This window comes from Actinocorallia sp. B10E7, from assembly GCF_039871655.1.
In the GTDB taxonomy this organism is placed as follows: domain Bacteria; phylum Actinomycetota; class Actinomycetes; order Streptosporangiales; family Streptosporangiaceae; genus Actinocorallia.
Map to the genome: position 1 here is coordinate 274,674 of NZ_JBDPLZ010000006.1, position 15,698 is coordinate 290,371.

Sequence of the window (15,698 nt, forward strand, 5' to 3'; positions counted from 1 at the left end):
CCTCAACTCCTCCGGATCGTCGATCAGGCATCACTGATTCGGTTTCTCTCACCTGGTTCCCTACCCGGATTAAACGGATGAAACAGGAGGAAAGTAATGATCTGTAAGGGGTTGAACTCGACACCGCGCTCTCGTCTGGAGTTAGGTCTTCATCCCCGAGGGGAGGATCAGCCCATGGACCGTCAATTCACCCCCGGAACCCTTGAGTTGATCGCGGACGCGCGCCGACACGCGACAGGGGACATGCTCCGCCGGACCGCGCTGCGGTATCCGGACAGGACAGCCGTGATCGCCGGCGGGCGGCGGGCGGACTACGCCGAGTTCGACCTGGCGGTGACCCGGTGCGCCAACGCCCTGGCCGCACGGGGCCTGGCCAAGGGAGACAGGCTGGCGCTGCTGAGCCACAACTCGTGGCAGTTCGCGGTGCTGGTCTTCGCCACGGCGCGGCTGGGCGTCGTGCTGGTGCCGGTCAACTTCATGCTCGGCGCCGAGGAGATCGCGTTCATCCTGGACCATTCCGGCGCGAGCGGGATGGTCGCCGAGGACGTGCTCGCGCCCACGGCGGCCCGGGCGGTCGCCCTCGCCGGGCTCTCCGGCGGGGTGCGCGGCTGGATCGGGCTGTCCGGCGCGGCTCCGGCCGAGGGATGGGAGGACGTCGACGCCTGGATCGACGGCGGGGACGAGACGCCGGTCGACGTCCTGGTCGCCGACGACGACCCGCTGCGGCTGATGTACACCTCCGGCACCGAGTCGCGGCCCAAGGGCGTGCTCCTGTCCAGCAGATCGCTGATCAGCCAGTACGTCTCCTGCGCGATCGACGGAGGGATGAGCGCCGACGACGTCGAGGTCCACGCGCTGCCGATGTACCACTGCGCCCAGCTGGACTGCTTCTTCTCGGTCGACGTCTACCTGGGGGCCACCAGCGTCATCCTGCCCTCCCCCGATCCTGCCGCGCTGCTGGCCGCGATCGAGTCCGAGAAGGCCACCAAGCTGTTCTGCCCGCCGACGGTGTGGATCTCACTGCTGCGCCACCCGGACTTCGACACCCGGGACCTGTCCAGCCTGCGCAAGGGTTACTACGGCGCCTCCGCCATGCCCGTCGAGGTGCTGCGCGAACTGCGGGAGCGGCTGCCCGAGGTGCGGTTGTGGAACTTCTACGGGCAGACCGAGATGTCGCCGCTGGCCACCATCCTGCGGCCGCACGAGCAGCTGTCGCACGCCGGGTCGGCGGGCCGGGCGGCGCTCAACGTGGAGACCCGCGTCGTCGACGACGAGGACCGCCCGCTGCCGCCCGGCCGGGTCGGGGAGATCGTGCACCGCAGCCCGCACGCGTCACTGGGCTACTACGACGACGAGGACAAGACGGCCGAGGCCTTCCGGGGCGGCTGGTTCCACTCCGGGGACCTCGGGGTCATCGACGCCGACGGCTATCTGACCGTCGTCGACCGCAAGAAGGACATGATCAAGACCGGTGGGGAGAACGTCGCCTCCCGGGAGGTCGAGGAGGCGCTCTACCGCCTCGACGGCGTCGCCGAGGTCGCGGTCTTCGGGATCGTCCATCCGCACTGGATCGAGGCGGTCACCGCGGTCGTCGTGCCCAGGCCCGGCGCCCGCCTCACCGCCGAGGACGTCCAGGCCCACGCCCGCGAGCTCCTCGCCCCCTACAAGCGGCCCAAATACGTGGTCTTCGCCGACGCCCTGCCGAAGAACCCCAGCGGCAAGATCCTGAAAAAGGATCTCCGGGCGGAGCATGCGAAACTGGCCTCGGAAGAGCCCCGAGAAGAGGGCGGTTGACTCTACAATTAACAGAGCCAGAGACAAGGGTTCTGCCTTGTCTCCCGTTTCCCGGATATGCGATCAATCAGATCTTATTGTGGGAGCATGCGCCTCGACCTCTTCGAATTCGAGCAGAGACTCGCCGCCCAGCACACGTCCCTGGACGTGCTCAAGACGACGTGTCACGAGGCGGTGGAGCGGATACCGGCCGACGTGTGGTGCGCCGTCATGCTCGACCCGTCCACGCTGCTCGACACCGGAGGGTACGTCGAGGTCGGCTTCCCGCCGGAGTACCTCACCCGGATCTTCGAGATCGAACATTTCGCGGCGGACGAGCCCGGCGACCTGCGCGACCTGGCGAGCAGCTCGGCCCCGACCCGCCTGCTCAGCCGCTCCATGGGCGGACGGATCGAGGCCAGCGTCTACTACCAGGCCATCCTGCGGCCGCAGGGACTCGGCGACGAGCTGCGGATCGCCCTGCGCAACGGCCCGCACCTGTGGGGCGTGCTGGTGTTGTGCCGGAAGGCGGGAGGCGCGCCGTTCACCGCGGCGGAGGAGGAGTGCGCCACCGCGCTCAGCGGCCCCGCCACCGAAGCGCTGCGGCGCACTCTGCTCCTGGAGGGGACGGACACCGGCGCCGTCCCCGACGCTCCCGGCCGCCTCATCCTCGACGGCGGGGGCACCATCCTGTCCGCGACCCCGATGGCCCGTACCTGGCTGGACCTCCTGGAGGAGGATCCCGAGCAGGCCCGGCGGTTCCAGGGGACGATCGACGCGACGCTCTTCTCCGGCACGGCGCGGACCGAGATCCCCGGCCGTTCCAAAAGCCCCCTGTCCGTCCACGCGTGGTCGATGGACCAGGAGGGGGAACGGGTCGTCGCCGTCTCGCTCGGCCCGTCCCCCTGGAGCACGCTGAGCGCCGTCGTCCTCAGCGCGTACGGGCTGACCGGGCAGGAGGAGGACGTCGCCCGGCGCACCCTGCGCGGATACGCCCCCGAACGTATAGCCGAACACCTCGGCCTCGACCTCGACACCGTCCAGGGCCATCTCCAGGCCGTCTTCGAGAAGACCGGCCTGGAGACCCGCCAGGCCTTCGTCGCCGACATCCTCTGCCGCCACTACCTGCCCTTCTTCGGCAGGGGCCCGCTCTCCACCGACGGCCGCCGCCTCCCCGACCCGGCGGCCTGAGGATCAGACGCTCCTCAGCGCCTCGGTCGGGGAGAGGCGCGCGGCGCGGACGGCGGGCAGAAGGCCGGCGACCGCCCCGATGAGCAGGGCCGAGGCCAGGCCCCCGGCCCAGGCTTCGAGGGGCACGACCACGGCCCAGCCTTTGCCGCTCGCGTAGAGGACGGTCGCCAGCGCTCCGGCCGCCACCCCCGCCGCTCCGCCGAGCAGGGCGAGCACGATCGCCTCCGAGAGGAACTGCGCCCGGATCTGTCCCCTGGTCGCGCCGAGGGCGCGCCGCAGACCGATCTCCGAGCGCCGCTCCAGCACCGAGATGATCATGATGTTGGCGACGCCCACCGCGCCGACCACCAGGGCCACCACGCCCAGCCCCAGGAACAGGCTGTCGAACGCGCCCTCGGCCGCGGCCCGCGCCGTCAGCGCGTCCGAAGGCCGGCTGACGTCGACCTCGTTGGCCGCCTCGGGATTGGCCGTCCGCGCCAGAACCGACCGCACCTCCTCGACCCTGCCGGTCTTCGCCCGCACGTACACCGTGCTCGGCGGCCCCGCGGTCGTCTCGCCCTGCACCACGCTGGTGTGGTCGAGGAGTGCCTGCGCGACCGGGTATCCGACCAGCGCGCTGGTGTCGATCTCCTCGGCCAGCACCGCGGGCTCCAGGATCCCCGCGACGTAGAACCACTGCCCGCCGAGCCAGATCCGCTGGCCGGGATGGACACCGGTGATCCCCATCCGCCTGGCCGCGGTCGCGCCCAGCACGGTCACCGGCGCCCTGGCCGTCGCCGCGTTGAGCCATTCGCCCGCGGCGACCTCGACGGCCAGCACCTCCGTCAGGTTCAGGCCGGCGGCCCGCACCTGGAGCGCGTTCGTGTTCACCGGCGGGATCAGCGGGCTGCGGAAGACCTTGGCGTCCGCGACGGACCCGGTGTGCGCGACCGCCTCGACGTCCTCGAGCAGGCCGACCCTGCCGGGCGCCTCCAGCGGGAGCCTGGCCACGCCTCCGCTGAGCGTCTGCCCGTCGGAGACCGTCAGCAGGTTCGTCCCCAGCCTGTCGATCTCGGCGAGCAGCCCCGCCTGCGACGAGGACGACAGCCCGAGCACCGCGACGATCGCCGCGACGCCGATGGCGATGCCGAGCCCCGACAGGACGGCCCGCAGTTTCCGCGACCGGAGGCCGATGCTCGCCAGCCGGACCCTGTCCCCCTGACGCAGCCGGGCCGGGGCGGTCATGTCCGCGGTGTTCATGTCAGCGCCTCCCCGACGGGCAGGGCGCTGTCGGAGACGATCCGGCCGTCGCGAACGTGCACCTGACGGGGAAGCCTGGCCGCCAGCCCCCTGTCGTGGGTGATGACGACGATGGTCGCGCCACCGGCGTTGAGCTCGTGGAGCAGTCCGATGATGGACGCACCGGTCGCGCTGTCGAGGTTGCCCGTCGGCTCGTCGGCCAGCACGATCGCCGGCCTGCCGACGAGGGCGCGGGCGATCGCCACTCGCTGCCGCTCGCCGCCGGACATCCTGCCCGGCTTGAACTCCGCCCGGTGAGCGAGGCCGACGCGTTCGAGCGCCCTTCGCGCCAGCTCCCGCCGTTCCTTCACTTCGACGCCCGCGTACAACAGCCCGTCGGCGACGTTCTCCAGCGCTGTCGAGTGCTCGGCCAGAAAGAACTGCTGGAAGACGAAACCGATGCTCCTGGCGCGCAGAGCCGCGAGCCGCCGGTCGTCGAGCCCGCCGACGTCGACGCCGCCGATCCGGACGACGCCGTCGCTGGGCCGGTCCAGGGTCCCCATGACGTGCAGGAGCGTCGTCTTGCCCGAGCCGGACGGACCCACGACCGCGACCAGCTCACCCTTCCGGACGGTCAGGTCCACTCCGCGCAGCGCGGGCACCGGCGGCTGCGACCCGTACATCTTGGTGACGGCCGTCAGCTCCAGGACCGGCGGGGCCGCGTGTTCAGCGATGCTCATGACGCCGGCACCGCCACTCGGTCGCCGGGCTGGAGGTCTCCCTCGACCTGGACGACGCCGCCCGCGTCGTCGAAGAGCCCCAGGGTCACCGGAACGACCTCCTTCGCCCCGGACGGGGCGACCCGCTCGACCGCGTACCCGTTCCCCGCGATACCGATGATCGCGGTCACCGGGACGGTCAGGGCGTCCTTGACTCCGTCCACGGTGATCTCCACCTGGACCGGGGCCTCGTCGAGGTCTCCCGCGTCCTCGGGCTCGTCGAGCGTGATGTGGACGGGCAGTTCCGCGACCGACGAGCCGGACTGGGAGGTCCGCTCGCTCTCGTCCTGCGCGGTCGACTGGGCGACGGTGCCGATCCGCGTGACCTCGCCCTTCGTCGTCTTGTTGCCGGGCAGCGTGATCCGGGCCCTGTCACCGACCTTGACGCCGGTCTGCTGGGACGCGCTCAAAGCGACCGTCACCTGTCGTCCGGTGCCGGTGGCCTCCAGGACCGGGGTGTCGGGCGTCGCGGTCGTCCCTGCTTTGACGAGGGTCCGGCCGACCCGCAGCGGACCGGGCAGGGCCACCGCCTCGCCCGCCTCCAGCACGCCGGTCACGTCGGCGCCGATCTCGTCCTGGAGCTCCTCCAGCGCCTCTTCGGTCTCATGGCCGAAGTAGGCGGAGTCCTCGTCGATCTCGCCGTCGTCGGCATGGCCGAGTTCCAGCAGCCCGTTGTTGAGCTGCCGGACGTCCCAGCCGTAGTCTCCCCGCGAGAGCGACCGGTAGAAGGGCCGGTTCGCGCACAGCAGGGCCACCGGGTCGTCGTCGACCGTGTAGAGGCTCCTGCCGCATTTGATCACGTCGCCCGCGCTCGGCAGCTTCGTGTAGACGCCGGCGGCCTTGTTGATCGCGGTGTGCGGGGTCCCGTCGGGACGGACCGTGTAGGTCAGCGTCCCGTCGGTGTTGATCTGCGCTGACAACGGCCCCCTGCGGACTTCCGCCGTCGCCGTGTTCGTGTCGGCGGTGGCCGACGAGGGATCGCCGTCGCCGAACGGGTGGCCCGACGTCGCGACGAGGCCCGCCGCGACGGCCGCGGCGAGGACGAGACCGCCGCCCGCGAACCGGAACCCGCGGCGCCGTCGCGGCGCCCGGGGAACGGGGGCCGGTTGCTCTTCGACCGCGCGTGTGTCGGTCCCGGTCTCCGTCATGCCCCACCACCCGGCAGGAGGTCCTTGCACGCCTCCTCGGCCTGCTTGAACGCCGGGGACTCCGGGTCGACGCCCATGTCGGGGCTGAGCCGGAGCCGGCCGCCCTCGGGGTCCGGGAACTTCGGCACGCCGTTCTTCCGCATGCAGGAGACGTACTCGAGCATCTGCTCCTGCGCCTGGCCGCCGCCGTTTCCGGTCATTCCGGGTGGCTCCCACTCCTTGCACTTCTCCTGGGCGCTCTTGAACGCCTCGCTCTGCGGGTCGAGCCCCTGACCGGGACCCCCCTTGATCATGAACCGGCCGTCCACCGGGTCGGGGAAGGCCGGAACGCCGTTCTCCCGCATGCACCGGGCGTACTCGACCGCCCTGTCGTTCTGGGAGGTGCCGCCGTCACCGGCGCCGGGCGACGCCGTCTCGTCCGTGTCGGCGCCGCAGCCGGTGAGGGCGAGCCCCAGGGACAGGGCCGCCGCGAGCAGGAATCCGGAGGTCTTCAGGACCGGCATCGGTGATCTCCTTGATCGGAATCGCTTCGGGAGGTTTCTATGAGGCGGGCGGTCACAGGGCGGTCCGCGTGTTCATGACCCCGTTGTGACCCTGCGCGGCTGAGTACCGTGACTGTGACCGTGCTGCGACCTCGTCCGGGGCATCCTGGGTCCCGGACGCGGGGACACGGGGATTCGGTGAGGCCGGGTGGGTGCGATGCGGGTTCTGGTGGTCGAGGACCAGGTGGAGCTGGCCGGGTCGGTGGCCCGGGTGCTGCGCCGCGAGGGCATGGCCGTGGACGTCGTCCACGACGGGGCGGACGCGCTGGAGCGGACGGTCTCCGTCGACTACGACGTGGTGGTCCTGGACCGCGACCTGCCGGGCGTCCACGGCGACGACGTGTGCCGCGCGCTGGTCGGGCGGGAGCCCAGGACCCGGGTGCTGATGCTCACCGCGTCCGGCACGATCAGCGACCGGGTCGAAGGCCTCAACCTGGGCGCGGACGACTACCTGCCCAAACCGTTCGCCTACGCGGAGCTGATCGCGCGGATCCGGGCGGTCGGCCGCCGCCCGCAGGCCGCCGTTCCGCCGGTCCTGACGCACGGCGACCTGGAGCTCGACTCCGCCCGGCGCGTCGTGTTCCGGGGCGGAGTGCGGCTCGGGCTCAGCCCGAAGGAGTTCTCGCTCCTGGAGTACCTGCTGGCCGCACGGGGGCGGGCGGTGTCCGCGGAGGAGCTGCTCGAACGCGTCTGGGACGAGGCGACCGACCCGTTCACCACCACCGTCAAGGCGACCGTCAGCCGGCTACGGCAGAAACTCGGCGAACCCGCGCTCATCGACACCGTCCCCCGCGGCGGCTACCGGATCTGAGGCACCCACCCATGCGCGTCCCCCGGCCCCGCCGCGTCCGCACCCGGCTCGCCCTTCTCTACGTGGTGCTGTCCACCCTGTCGGGCGCGGTCCTGCTCGGCATCCTCTACCTGCTGTTCCTCCACTCCTCGCGCTCCACCTTCCGGATGCTCGTCAACCGGCCGGGAGATCAAGGGGGCGGCGATCCTCTACCCACCATGCTCGACATGTTCTCCGCCCATCGTGCCGAGGACGAGGCACGACGCCAAGAGGAGCTGCAGCAGCTGCTGACGCAGTCCGGGATCGCGCTGGCGATCATGGCGGTGCTCTCGCTGGCGGTCAGCTGGGTGGTCGCCGGGCGCGTCCTGCGCCCGCTGCGCGCCATGACCGCGACCGTTCAGCGGATCTCGGCGCGCAACCTGCACCAGCGGCTCGCCGCGGACGGCCCCGCCGACGAGCTGAAGGACCTGTCGGACACGATCGACGGGCTGCTGGCCCGGCTGGAGGCGGCGATGGACGCGCACAAGCGTTTCGTCGCCAACGCCGCCCACGAGCTGCGCACCCCGCTCACCCTCGAACACGCCCTGATCGAGGAGACGCTGATGGACGAGGACGCCGACGTCCCCGAGTTCCGCGCGTCGTTCGAACGGGTCCTGGAGGTCTGTCGGCAGCAGGGCAGGCTGCTGGAGTCGCTGCTCACCCTGACCACCGGCGAGCGGGGCCTCGACCGCAGGGAGCCGGTCGACCTGGCCGACCGCGCCGAAAGGTCTCTTGCCGCGGCCGGCTCCGAGGCTCGGCGGCGCGGCCTGCGGCTGGACGCCGGTCTCGCTCCCGCCGGTACGGAAGGCGACCCCGAGCTGGTGGACCGGCTCATCGCCAACCTCCTCGACAACGCGCTCTCCTACAACGTGCCGGGCGGCTGGGTGCGGCTCACCACGGAGATCAGGAACGGCAGGCCGGTCGTCACCGTCGCGAACACCGGGGAACCCGTCCCCGCGGACCGGGTGGGGCTGATCTTCGAGCCCTTCCAGAGGCTAGACCGCAGCAGGGGCCGGGACGGCCACCACGGCCTCGGCCTGTCGATCGTCCGGGCCGTCGCCACCGCCCACGGCGCCGCCGTCGACGCGCGGGCGCGCCCGGACGGCGGGCTCCGCGTGGAGATCTCCTTTCCCTCCGCGAGGGGTCGGGTGACGGCCTGACTCAGGCCATGCGGTCGATCATCTCGTGGAGCCGGGCGCGGAAGTACTGGAGGGTGGGCGGATGGTCGGCCAGGTGGCATTGACCTGAATCGTCGGGGAGCCCGTTGTCGATGAAGCCTCCCATCGACCACATGACGAGCCAGGAGAGGAACTTCAGGTCCAGGTCCGGGCGCGTTCCCTCCCACCGGCGAGAGGTCAGCGCGGCCTGCAAAGGCGGCTGGAGATGCTCCTCGGGGAAGTCGATGTCCACGGCGTCCAGGAGGCCGCGTTGCTTCCACAGGGCGGGTATCTCAGGGTGTTCGAGTATGAGGTCGATGTACTCGTCCACCGTGTAATGGAGTCCTCCGGCGTCATCGGACGCCTTCTCCAGAGCGGTCCGCATACGGTCTTCGGACAGCTTGTAGATGTAAGCGAAGACCTCGCGGTAGAGACCTTGCTTGCCGCGCTGCAGCAGTTCGGAGCACTCACTCCCCCTTCCCACGGCGCCCGCGATCATCTCGAGGGTGGTCGCGTCATAACCGAGCTGCGAGAACATCCTTCCGGCCGCTTTCAGGACCCGTTCTTCCATCTCTTCTCTGTCCAAGAAGACACCTCCTTCCAGTCCAACGACGGCCTAGAAGCCCCCCATCCGGACTTGCGGAAAAGAACCGTGCTCTTGAAGCTCGGGTTACCCGCGGGAAAAGCCTTCAGGCCGGGAGGTCGGCGGGGGAGGCGAGGCGGCCGGTCACGGCGGTGGCCGCGGCCACCACGGGGGAGACGAGATGGGTGCGGCCGCCCTTGCCCTGGCGGCCCTCGAAATTGCGGTTGGAGGTGGAGGCGCTGCGCCGTCCCGGAGCCAGCTTGTCGGGGTTCATGCCCTGGCACATGGAGCAGCCGGGGTGGCGCCATTCGGCGCCGGCGGCGGTGAAGACGCGGTCCAGGCCCTCCCGCTCGGCCTGGAGTTTGATCTTGAAGGAGCCCGGGACGACGAGCATGCGGACGCCGTCGGCGATCCTGCGGCCGTGCAGGACGGCCGCGGCGGCGCGGAGGTCCTCGATGCGGCCGTTGGTGCAGGAGCCGAGGAAGACGGTGTCGATCGCGATGTCCCGTAGCGGGAGGCCGGGGGCCAGATCCATGTAGGCGAGGGCCTGCCGGGCGGCGTCGCGTTCCGCGGGGGTCGCGAAGGACTCCGGGTCGGGGACGGACGAAGCCAGGGGGAGGCCCTGGGAGGGGTTGGTCCCCCAGGTCACGTAGGGGGTGAGGGTCCCGGCGTCCAGGGTCACCTCGCGGTCGAAGACGGCGTCCTCGTCGGTGCGGAGGGTCCGCCAGTGGGCCAGTGCCGCGTTCCGGTCCTCGCCTTCGGGGGCGTGGGGGCGGCCCTTCAGGTACTCGAAGGTGGTCTTGTCGGGGGCGATCACGCCGGACCTGGCTCCCGCCTCGATGGACATGTTGCAGACCGTCATGCGGCCTTCCATCGACAGGGAGCGGATCGCCTCGCCCCGGTATTCGATGACGTGGCCCTGGCCTCCGCCCGTCCCGATCCGCGCGATGACGGCGAGGATGATGTCCTTGGCCGTCACGCCCGGCCCGAGGGCGCCGTCGACCGTCACGGACATCGTCTTGAAGGGCGCGGCGGAGAGCGTCTGGGTGGCCAGGACGTGTTCGACCTCGCTGGTGCCGATGCCGAAGGCCAGCGCGCCGAAGGCGCCGAGGGTGGAGGTGTGGGAGTCGCCGCAGACGATCGTCATGCCGGGCTGGACCAGGCCCAGCTGGGGGCCCATCACGTGCACGATGCCCTGGTCGGGGTCCTTGAGCGGGTGGAGGCGGACGCCGAACTCGGCGCAGTTGGCGCGGAGGGTCTCCAGCTGCCTGCGGGAGAGGGGGTCGGCGATGACGTCGACGTCGTCGGTGGGGACGTTGTGGTCCTCGGTGGCGATCGTGAGGTCGGGGCGGCGGACGGGCAGTCCCGCGGCGCGGAGGCCGCCGAAGGCCTGGGGGCTGGTCACCTCGTGCAGGAGGTGGAGGTCGATGTAGAGCAGGTCGGGCCGGCCTTCGGAGCGGCTGACGACGTGCCGGTCCCAGATCTTTTGCGCGAGGGTCTCGCCCATCGGGTTCCTCCTGCCGAGGCGTCTCATTTTGTGAGACGGAAATCCCAGATTTCGGCCATGCTAATGCACACAATCGATCTTTAACAGACCATACGAAAGCCCCGATTGCCGGATATACCGAACAATCGGGGCAAAAATCTAAAGTCAGGGAGTGGCCTGGGCGAACTGGGCATCGTAGAGGGCGGCGTAGGGGCCGCCGCGGGCGAGGAGCTCCTCGTGAGCGCCCTGCTCGACGATACGGCCGGACTCCAGGACGAGGATGAGGTCGGCGTCCCGGATGGTGGACAGGCGGTGGGCGATGACGAAACTCGTGCGCCCCCGGCGCAGATCGTTCATGGCGCGCTGGACGAGCAGCTCGGTACGGGTGTCGACGGAGCTCGTGGCCTCGTCGAGGATGAGGATCTGGGGATCGGCCAGGAAGGCGCGGGCGATCGTGATCAGCTGCTTCTCACCCGAGCTGACACCGGACGCCTCGTCGTCCAGGACGGTGTCGTATCCGTCGGGGAGGGTCGCGACGAGACGGTCGACGTGAGCGGCGCGCGCGGCCCGCTCGATCTGCTCGCGGGTGGCGTTCTCCGCCCCGTAGGCGATGTTCTCGGCGATCGTGCCCTGGAAGAGCCAGGCGTCCTGCAGCACCATGCCGGTGGCCGAGCGCAGCTCCCGCCGGGACATCGCCGTGATGTCCACGCCGTCCAGCGTGATGCGGCCGGCGTCCAGCTCATAGAACCGCAGCAGCAGGTTGACGAGCGTGGTCTTGCCCGCGCCCGTCGGGCCGACGATCGCCACGGTCTGCCCGGGCTCGGCGGCCAGCGACAGGTCCCGGATCAGCGCACGGCCCGGCGTGTAGCCGAAGGAGACCCGTTCGAACTCCACCCCGCCCCGCAGCACGCAGGGACGGCGCGACTCGTCCGGATCGGAGGACTGCTCCGGCTCGTCCAGCAGGGCGAAGACGCGTTCCGCCGAAGCCAGCCCGGACTGCAGCAGGTTGACCAGGCTCGCCGCCTGGCTCACACCCTGGGTGGCCTGCTGGGAGTACTGGACGAACGCCTGCACATCCCCCAGGGTCAGCGACCCGGACGCCACCCGGTAGGCGCCGATGACCGCGACCAGCAGGTAACCGACGTTGCCCAGCAGCATCGTCGCCGGACGGGCCAGACCCGAGACGAACTGGGCCTTGAAAGCCGCCCGGTAGAGCCCCTCGTTGTATTCGTCGAAACGCCGGGCCGCCTCCTCGTTCCGCCCGAACAGCCGCACGAGGGCGTGCCCGGTGAAGGCCTCCTCCACGTGCCCGTTGAGCTTCCCGGTCGTCCCCCACTGTTCCAGAAAGCGCGGCTTGGCTCGCTCGGCGATCCGCTTCGCCGTGGACAACGACAGCGGGATCACCACCAGGGCCACGACGCTCAGCAGAGGCGAGATCCAGAACATCATCGCCAGCACCCCGGCCAGGGTCAGCACCGCGTTGAACACCTGGCCGAGAGTCTGGGAGAACGTCTGGGACAGGTTGTCGACATCGTTGGTGACCCGGCTGAGCAGGTCGCCTCGCGGCCGCTCGTCGAAGTACCGCAGCGGCAGCCGGGAGAGCTTGGCCTGCGCCCGGTCGCGCAGCCTGTACATCGAGCGCTGCACCAGCCTGCTCAGCACGCGGCCCTGGAGCAGCAGGAAGAAAGCGGAGACCAGGTAGAGGGCCAGAAGCCAGAGCAGCACGTCGCGGATTCCCGCGAAGTCGATGGGACGGCCGGTGGTGACCCCGGTGAAGATGAGGTCGGTGGCCCGGCCCAGGACCTTCGGAGCGGCCACGGCGCAGACGACGCTGGCCAGGGTGGACAGCAGCGCCAGCGTGATCAGCTTGCTTTCGGGGCGCAGCAGGGCGAGCAGGCGGCGGCCCGTGCGCGCCGCGTCACGGGACTTCTCGCCTGGCGCGTTCAAGAACGCGGCCGGGCCTCGGAAGGCCGGCGTCTTCTCGGTCATGCCGCCTCGCTCTCGGTCAGCTGGGACAGGACGATCTCGCGGTAGGTGGGACTGCCCGCCATCAGCTCGTCATGGGTGCCCGTACCGGCGACCGTGCCGCGGTCCAGGACAACGATGCGGTCGGCGTGACGGATCGTGCTGACACGCTGCGCCACGATCAGGACGGTCGCACCGGACGTGTAGGCCGGAAGGGCCGCACGCAACGCCGCGTCCGTGGCGTAGTCGAGCGCGGAGAAGGAGTCGTCGAAGAGGTAGACGCCAGGCCGGACGACGAGCGTGCGCGCGATCGCGAGCCGCTGCCTCTGGCCGCCTGACAGGTTGCTTCCGCCCTGGCTGACCGGGGCGTTCAGCCCTTCGGGGAGTTCCGCGACGAAGTCACGCGCCTGAGCGACTTCGAGTGCCTGCCAGAGTTCGTCGTCAGTAGCGTCGGGGCGGCCGTAACGCAGGTTGGAGGCGACGGTCCCGGAGAACAGGAAGGGCTTCTGCGGGACGTAACCGACCGTCCTGGAGAGCAGTGACGGGTCGAGTTCCCGTACATCGACGCCTCCGACGAGCACCTGTCCGTCCGTCGCGTCGAACAGCCTCGGAATCAGGTCGAGCAGCGTGGTCTTACCGCTTCCGGTGCTGCCGACGATCGCGACGACCTCCCCCGGCTCGACCACCAGATCGACGTCACGCAGGACCGCCTGCTCCGCTCCGGGGTAGCCGAACCCCACTCCGCGCAGCTCCACGCGTCCCCGGGACGCGAGCCCCCGGACGGGACGGGCGGGCGGAACGACGCTGGAGGAGGTGTCGAGCACTTCACGGATGCGCTGGGCGGAGACCTCGGCACGCGGCATCATCAGCACCGTGAAGGCAGCCAGCATGACCGTCATCAAAATCATCATCAGATAGGCCAGGAAGGCCATCAGGGAGCCGACGCCCATCGCCCCTTCGTCCACCCGGTGGGCGCCGAACCAGAGCACCGCGACGCTGGACAGGTTCGCGAGCAGCATGACCAGCGGGAACATCATCGCGATGAGGAAGCCGACCCGCGTCGAGACACCTCGCAATTCCCGGTTGGTACGGCGGAAGCGCACACGCTCCGCGTCGTCCTTCACGAACGCCCGGACGACCCGCACGCCGGTGATCTGCTCTCGCAGGACGCGGTTGACGGTGTCGAGATGGTCCTGCATCCGGCGGTAGAGCGGCCCCATACGCCGCAGGATCACCGCGAAGATGACGGCCATCGCGGGGAGCGCGAACAACAGCACTCCGGACAGCGCCACGTTCTCGCGCAGCGCCATGACGGTGCCGCCCAGGCACATGACGGGAGCCGTGATGAGCATGGTGAACGTCAGCAACGCCACCATCTGCACCTGCTGGACGTCGTTCGTGACGCGGGTGATCAGTGACGGCGTGCCGAAGCGTCCGACCTCCCGCCCGGAGAAGGACTGCACCTTCTCGAAGAGGGCGGCACGCAGGTCCCGTCCGACGGCCATGGCCGCGCGGGAGGCGTAGTAGGTGGCGCCGATGGAGCCGGCCGCTCCCGCCAGGGTCACCGCCAGCATCACCAGGCCGAGTCCGAGGATCCTTCCGGTGTCGCCGGTGACGACTCCCTCGTCGATGATGTCGGCGTTGAGCGCGGGCATGAGGAGCATTCCGAGGACGGTCAGGAGTTGCGTCAGCAGGATCAGGACGAGATCCCGCGGATAGGGCCGGAGGTAGTCGCGGAGCAGGCGGACCAGCATGGTCTTCTCTCCCGTCAACTGCCGTAGGGAACGCGTCGTTTGGCGTCGTGCAGGGCGTTCGCCCACCAGACGAGCTGGTCCAGCATCGCCCGGGCGGCCTGGCCGCACCCGTCGGGTTCGGCGGGGAACTCCCCGTCCGGGCCGACGTGGCTCCACACGTTGTGGAAGCTCACGCCGTCGCGGACCGACACCATGTGCAGCTCGGCGAAGATCTGGCGGAGCTGTTCGACGGCCCGCAGCCCGCCCGACATGCCGCCGTAGGAGACGAACCCGACGGGCTTGGCCTGCCACTCCTTGTAGAAGGAGTCGATCGCCGTCTTCAGGGGAGCGGGGAAACTGTGGTTGTACTCGGGCACGACGACCACGAACGCGTCCGCGTCTTCGATGCGCGGCCTCACCGCGGCGACGGCGGGGTCCCGGCCGTCCAGGGATTCCGGCAGCTTGAGCTCGGCCAGGTCCAGGACGTCGACCTTCACGTCCGCGTGCCGCTCGGCCTGCTCGACGAACCAGCGCGTGACCAGGGGAGCCATCCGGCCCCCGCGGGTGCTGGCCATCAGCACGGCGAGCCTGATCGGTTCGGTCATCTTCTTCTTCCTTTCGGTGAGCGAAAGATCGATCACCGAAAGGCTAGAAGTTGAAGTTCACTTCAAGTCAATGTCTTTTGAGAAGAGCGTCGACCTGTTCCGGCAGGGACTCGCCCCGCTCCAGGCGGTTGTCCAGTTCGAGGTGCGGCACCGGGGGAGGAACGTCCGGCCGCATGCGGTCGAGGAACGCGTCGAAGGCGGCGAGCTTGCCGGCGTCCCGGGGAAGACCCCTGGACGTGAGGCGCGTACGCAGGGTCGCGGCGTCCGTCCGGATCCAGACGAGCCGGACGGGCGGGCCGCCCAGCTCCTCCTGCCAGGCCTCCCACCTCCGCGGGTCGCGGATCTGGCCGGTGAAGGGGCCGCTGAGCATCACGGGACAGCCGTGGGAGCGGATTTCGCGAGCCGTGGCCGTCAGCCCCGCGTACTCGTGGCACTTGATGTGCTCGTCGTACCAGGGGCCTTCGCGTTCGCCCGGGTCGCGTGACGCGGCGGCGAGAGTGGCCGCGACGAACGGCCCGTACAAGGTGTCCTTGTCCAGGAGCGCGGGCACGGGGCGCAGCCGTTCGAGGAGCAGTGCGCAAGCCGTCGTCTTGCCGCTTCCGGGTGGGCCGGCCACTATCCAGACGGTCGCCGAGTCGCTCATCACGCCACGTTAACGCCGGCATGAAAAGGCCCGGGCACCCCCGTAC

At 70.2% G+C, this 15,698-nt stretch carries 14 protein-coding genes; 4 read left to right on the top strand and 10 right to left on the bottom strand.

The window, feature by feature from the left end:
- Positions 1-174: 174 nt before the first annotated feature.
- Together ABGB12_RS22960 and ABGB12_RS22965 are read left to right on the top strand one after the other, a co-directional pair.
- Positions 175-1,794, top strand: coding sequence for an acyl-CoA synthetase (locus ABGB12_RS22960; RefSeq protein ID WP_347681180.1), 1,620 nt, complete (start codon positions 175-177; stop codon positions 1,792-1,794).
- Positions 1,795-1,881: 87 nt separating this feature from the next.
- The gene (locus ABGB12_RS22965) at positions 1,882-2,964 is read left to right on the top strand and encodes a hypothetical protein (RefSeq protein WP_347681182.1); all 1,083 of its coding nucleotides are present in this window, start codon (positions 1,882-1,884) and stop codon (positions 2,962-2,964) included.
- Positions 2,965-2,967: 3 nt separating this feature from the next.
- Here the strand turns inward: ABGB12_RS22965 and ABGB12_RS22970 are convergent, their stop codons facing one another.
- Genes ABGB12_RS22970 through ABGB12_RS22985 form a run of 4 tightly spaced genes read right to left on the bottom strand, consistent with a single transcriptional unit; the run spans position 2,968 to position 6,612 of the window.
- Complete coding sequence (locus ABGB12_RS22970; protein WP_347681184.1) at positions 2,968-4,203, bottom strand: ABC transporter permease; 1,236 nt, start codon at positions 4,201-4,203, stop codon at positions 2,968-2,970.
- The gene (locus tag ABGB12_RS22975; protein WP_347681186.1) at positions 4,200-4,922 is read right to left on the bottom strand and encodes an ABC transporter ATP-binding protein; all 723 of its coding nucleotides are present in this window, start codon (positions 4,920-4,922) and stop codon (positions 4,200-4,202) included. The genes ABGB12_RS22970 and ABGB12_RS22975 overlap by 4 nt, the downstream gene beginning before the upstream one ends.
- Positions 4,919-6,109: an efflux RND transporter periplasmic adaptor subunit gene (locus tag ABGB12_RS22980; protein ID WP_347681188.1), complete on the bottom strand. Its 1,191-nt coding sequence runs from the start codon at positions 6,107-6,109 to the stop codon at positions 4,919-4,921. The genes ABGB12_RS22975 and ABGB12_RS22980 overlap by 4 nt, the downstream gene beginning before the upstream one ends.
- Positions 6,106-6,612 carry a hypothetical protein gene (locus ABGB12_RS22985; RefSeq protein WP_347681190.1) on the bottom strand — a complete coding sequence of 169 codons (507 nt, stop codon included), beginning with the start codon at positions 6,610-6,612 and terminating at the stop codon, positions 6,106-6,108. The genes ABGB12_RS22980 and ABGB12_RS22985 overlap by 4 nt, the downstream gene beginning before the upstream one ends.
- A gap of 196 nt (positions 6,613-6,808) precedes the next feature.
- Between ABGB12_RS22985 and ABGB12_RS22990 the strand changes: the two genes are divergently transcribed.
- Together ABGB12_RS22990 and ABGB12_RS22995 are read left to right on the top strand one after the other, a co-directional pair.
- A complete protein-coding gene (locus ABGB12_RS22990) occupies positions 6,809-7,462 on the top strand; it encodes a response regulator transcription factor (protein WP_347681192.1) in 654 nt (217 codons plus the stop codon).
- 11 nt (positions 7,463-7,473) lie between these two features.
- Positions 7,474-8,640 carry a HAMP domain-containing sensor histidine kinase gene (locus ABGB12_RS22995; RefSeq protein WP_347681194.1) on the top strand — a complete coding sequence of 389 codons (1,167 nt, stop codon included), beginning with the start codon at positions 7,474-7,476 and terminating at the stop codon, positions 8,638-8,640.
- Between the two features lies 1 nt (position 8,641).
- On the opposite strand, the gene ABGB12_RS23000 is transcribed toward ABGB12_RS22995, so the two are convergent.
- The 6 genes from ABGB12_RS23000 to ABGB12_RS23025 all read right to left on the bottom strand — a co-directional run bounded on the left by ABGB12_RS23000 (position 8,642) and on the right by ABGB12_RS23025 (position 15,652).
- Positions 8,642-9,223, bottom strand: a complete 582-nt coding sequence (locus tag ABGB12_RS23000) for a hypothetical protein (protein ID WP_347681196.1) — start codon at positions 9,221-9,223, stop codon at positions 8,642-8,644.
- A 103-nt stretch (positions 9,224-9,326) separates the two neighbouring features.
- Positions 9,327-10,727: a 3-isopropylmalate dehydratase large subunit gene (gene leuC, locus ABGB12_RS23005; RefSeq protein ID WP_347681197.1), complete on the bottom strand. Its 1,401-nt coding sequence runs from the start codon at positions 10,725-10,727 to the stop codon at positions 9,327-9,329.
- Between the two features lie 144 nt (positions 10,728-10,871).
- Positions 10,872-12,695, bottom strand: a complete 1,824-nt coding sequence (locus ABGB12_RS23010; protein ID WP_347681199.1) for an ABC transporter ATP-binding protein — start codon at positions 12,693-12,695, stop codon at positions 10,872-10,874.
- Positions 12,692-14,443 (bottom strand): ABC transporter ATP-binding protein, encoded by a 1,752-nt coding sequence (locus ABGB12_RS23015; protein ID WP_347681201.1) that lies wholly within the window; start codon positions 14,441-14,443, stop codon positions 12,692-12,694. The genes ABGB12_RS23010 and ABGB12_RS23015 overlap by 4 nt, the downstream gene beginning before the upstream one ends.
- Positions 14,440-15,009 carry an NAD(P)H-dependent oxidoreductase gene (locus tag ABGB12_RS23020; RefSeq protein WP_347681203.1) on the bottom strand — a complete coding sequence of 190 codons (570 nt, stop codon included), beginning with the start codon at positions 15,007-15,009 and terminating at the stop codon, positions 14,440-14,442. Before ABGB12_RS23020 ends, ABGB12_RS23015 begins: the two co-directional genes overlap by 4 nt.
- 67 nt (positions 15,010-15,076) lie before the next feature.
- Positions 15,077-15,652: an AAA family ATPase gene (locus tag ABGB12_RS23025; protein ID WP_347681205.1), complete on the bottom strand. Its 576-nt coding sequence runs from the start codon at positions 15,650-15,652 to the stop codon at positions 15,077-15,079.
- Between the last annotated feature and the right edge of the window lie 46 nt (positions 15,653-15,698).

What these genes read in the sequence shown, in the direction of transcription:
- ABGB12_RS23010 (WP_347681199.1), bottom strand. Translation starts at nt 12,695, where the DNA reads ATGACCGAGAAGACGCCGGCCTTCCGAGGCCCGGCCGCGTTCTTGAAC.
- ABGB12_RS23025 (WP_347681205.1), bottom strand. Translation starts at nt 15,652, where the DNA reads ATGAGCGACTCGGCGACCGTCTGGATAGTGGCCGGCCCACCCGGAAGC.
- ABGB12_RS22975 (WP_347681186.1), bottom strand. Translation starts at nt 4,922, where the DNA reads ATGAGCATCGCTGAACACGCGGCCCCGCCGGTCCTGGAGCTGACGGCC.
- ABGB12_RS22985 (WP_347681190.1), bottom strand. Translation starts at nt 6,612, where the DNA reads ATGCCGGTCCTGAAGACCTCCGGATTCCTGCTCGCGGCGGCCCTGTCC.
- ABGB12_RS22960 (WP_347681180.1), top strand. Translation starts at nt 175, where the DNA reads ATGGACCGTCAATTCACCCCCGGAACCCTTGAGTTGATCGCGGACGCG.
- ABGB12_RS22990 (WP_347681192.1), top strand. Translation starts at nt 6,809, where the DNA reads ATGCGGGTTCTGGTGGTCGAGGACCAGGTGGAGCTGGCCGGGTCGGTG.
- ABGB12_RS22965 (WP_347681182.1), top strand. Translation starts at nt 1,882, where the DNA reads ATGCGCCTCGACCTCTTCGAATTCGAGCAGAGACTCGCCGCCCAGCAC.
- leuC (WP_347681197.1), bottom strand. Translation starts at nt 10,727, where the DNA reads ATGGGCGAGACCCTCGCGCAAAAGATCTGGGACCGGCACGTCGTCAGC.
- ABGB12_RS22980 (WP_347681188.1), bottom strand. Translation starts at nt 6,109, where the DNA reads ATGACGGAGACCGGGACCGACACACGCGCGGTCGAAGAGCAACCGGCC.
- ABGB12_RS22970 (WP_347681184.1), bottom strand. Translation starts at nt 4,203, where the DNA reads ATGAACACCGCGGACATGACCGCCCCGGCCCGGCTGCGTCAGGGGGAC.
- ABGB12_RS23020 (WP_347681203.1), bottom strand. Translation starts at nt 15,009, where the DNA reads ATGACCGAACCGATCAGGCTCGCCGTGCTGATGGCCAGCACCCGCGGG.
- ABGB12_RS22995 (WP_347681194.1), top strand. Translation starts at nt 7,474, where the DNA reads ATGCGCGTCCCCCGGCCCCGCCGCGTCCGCACCCGGCTCGCCCTTCTC.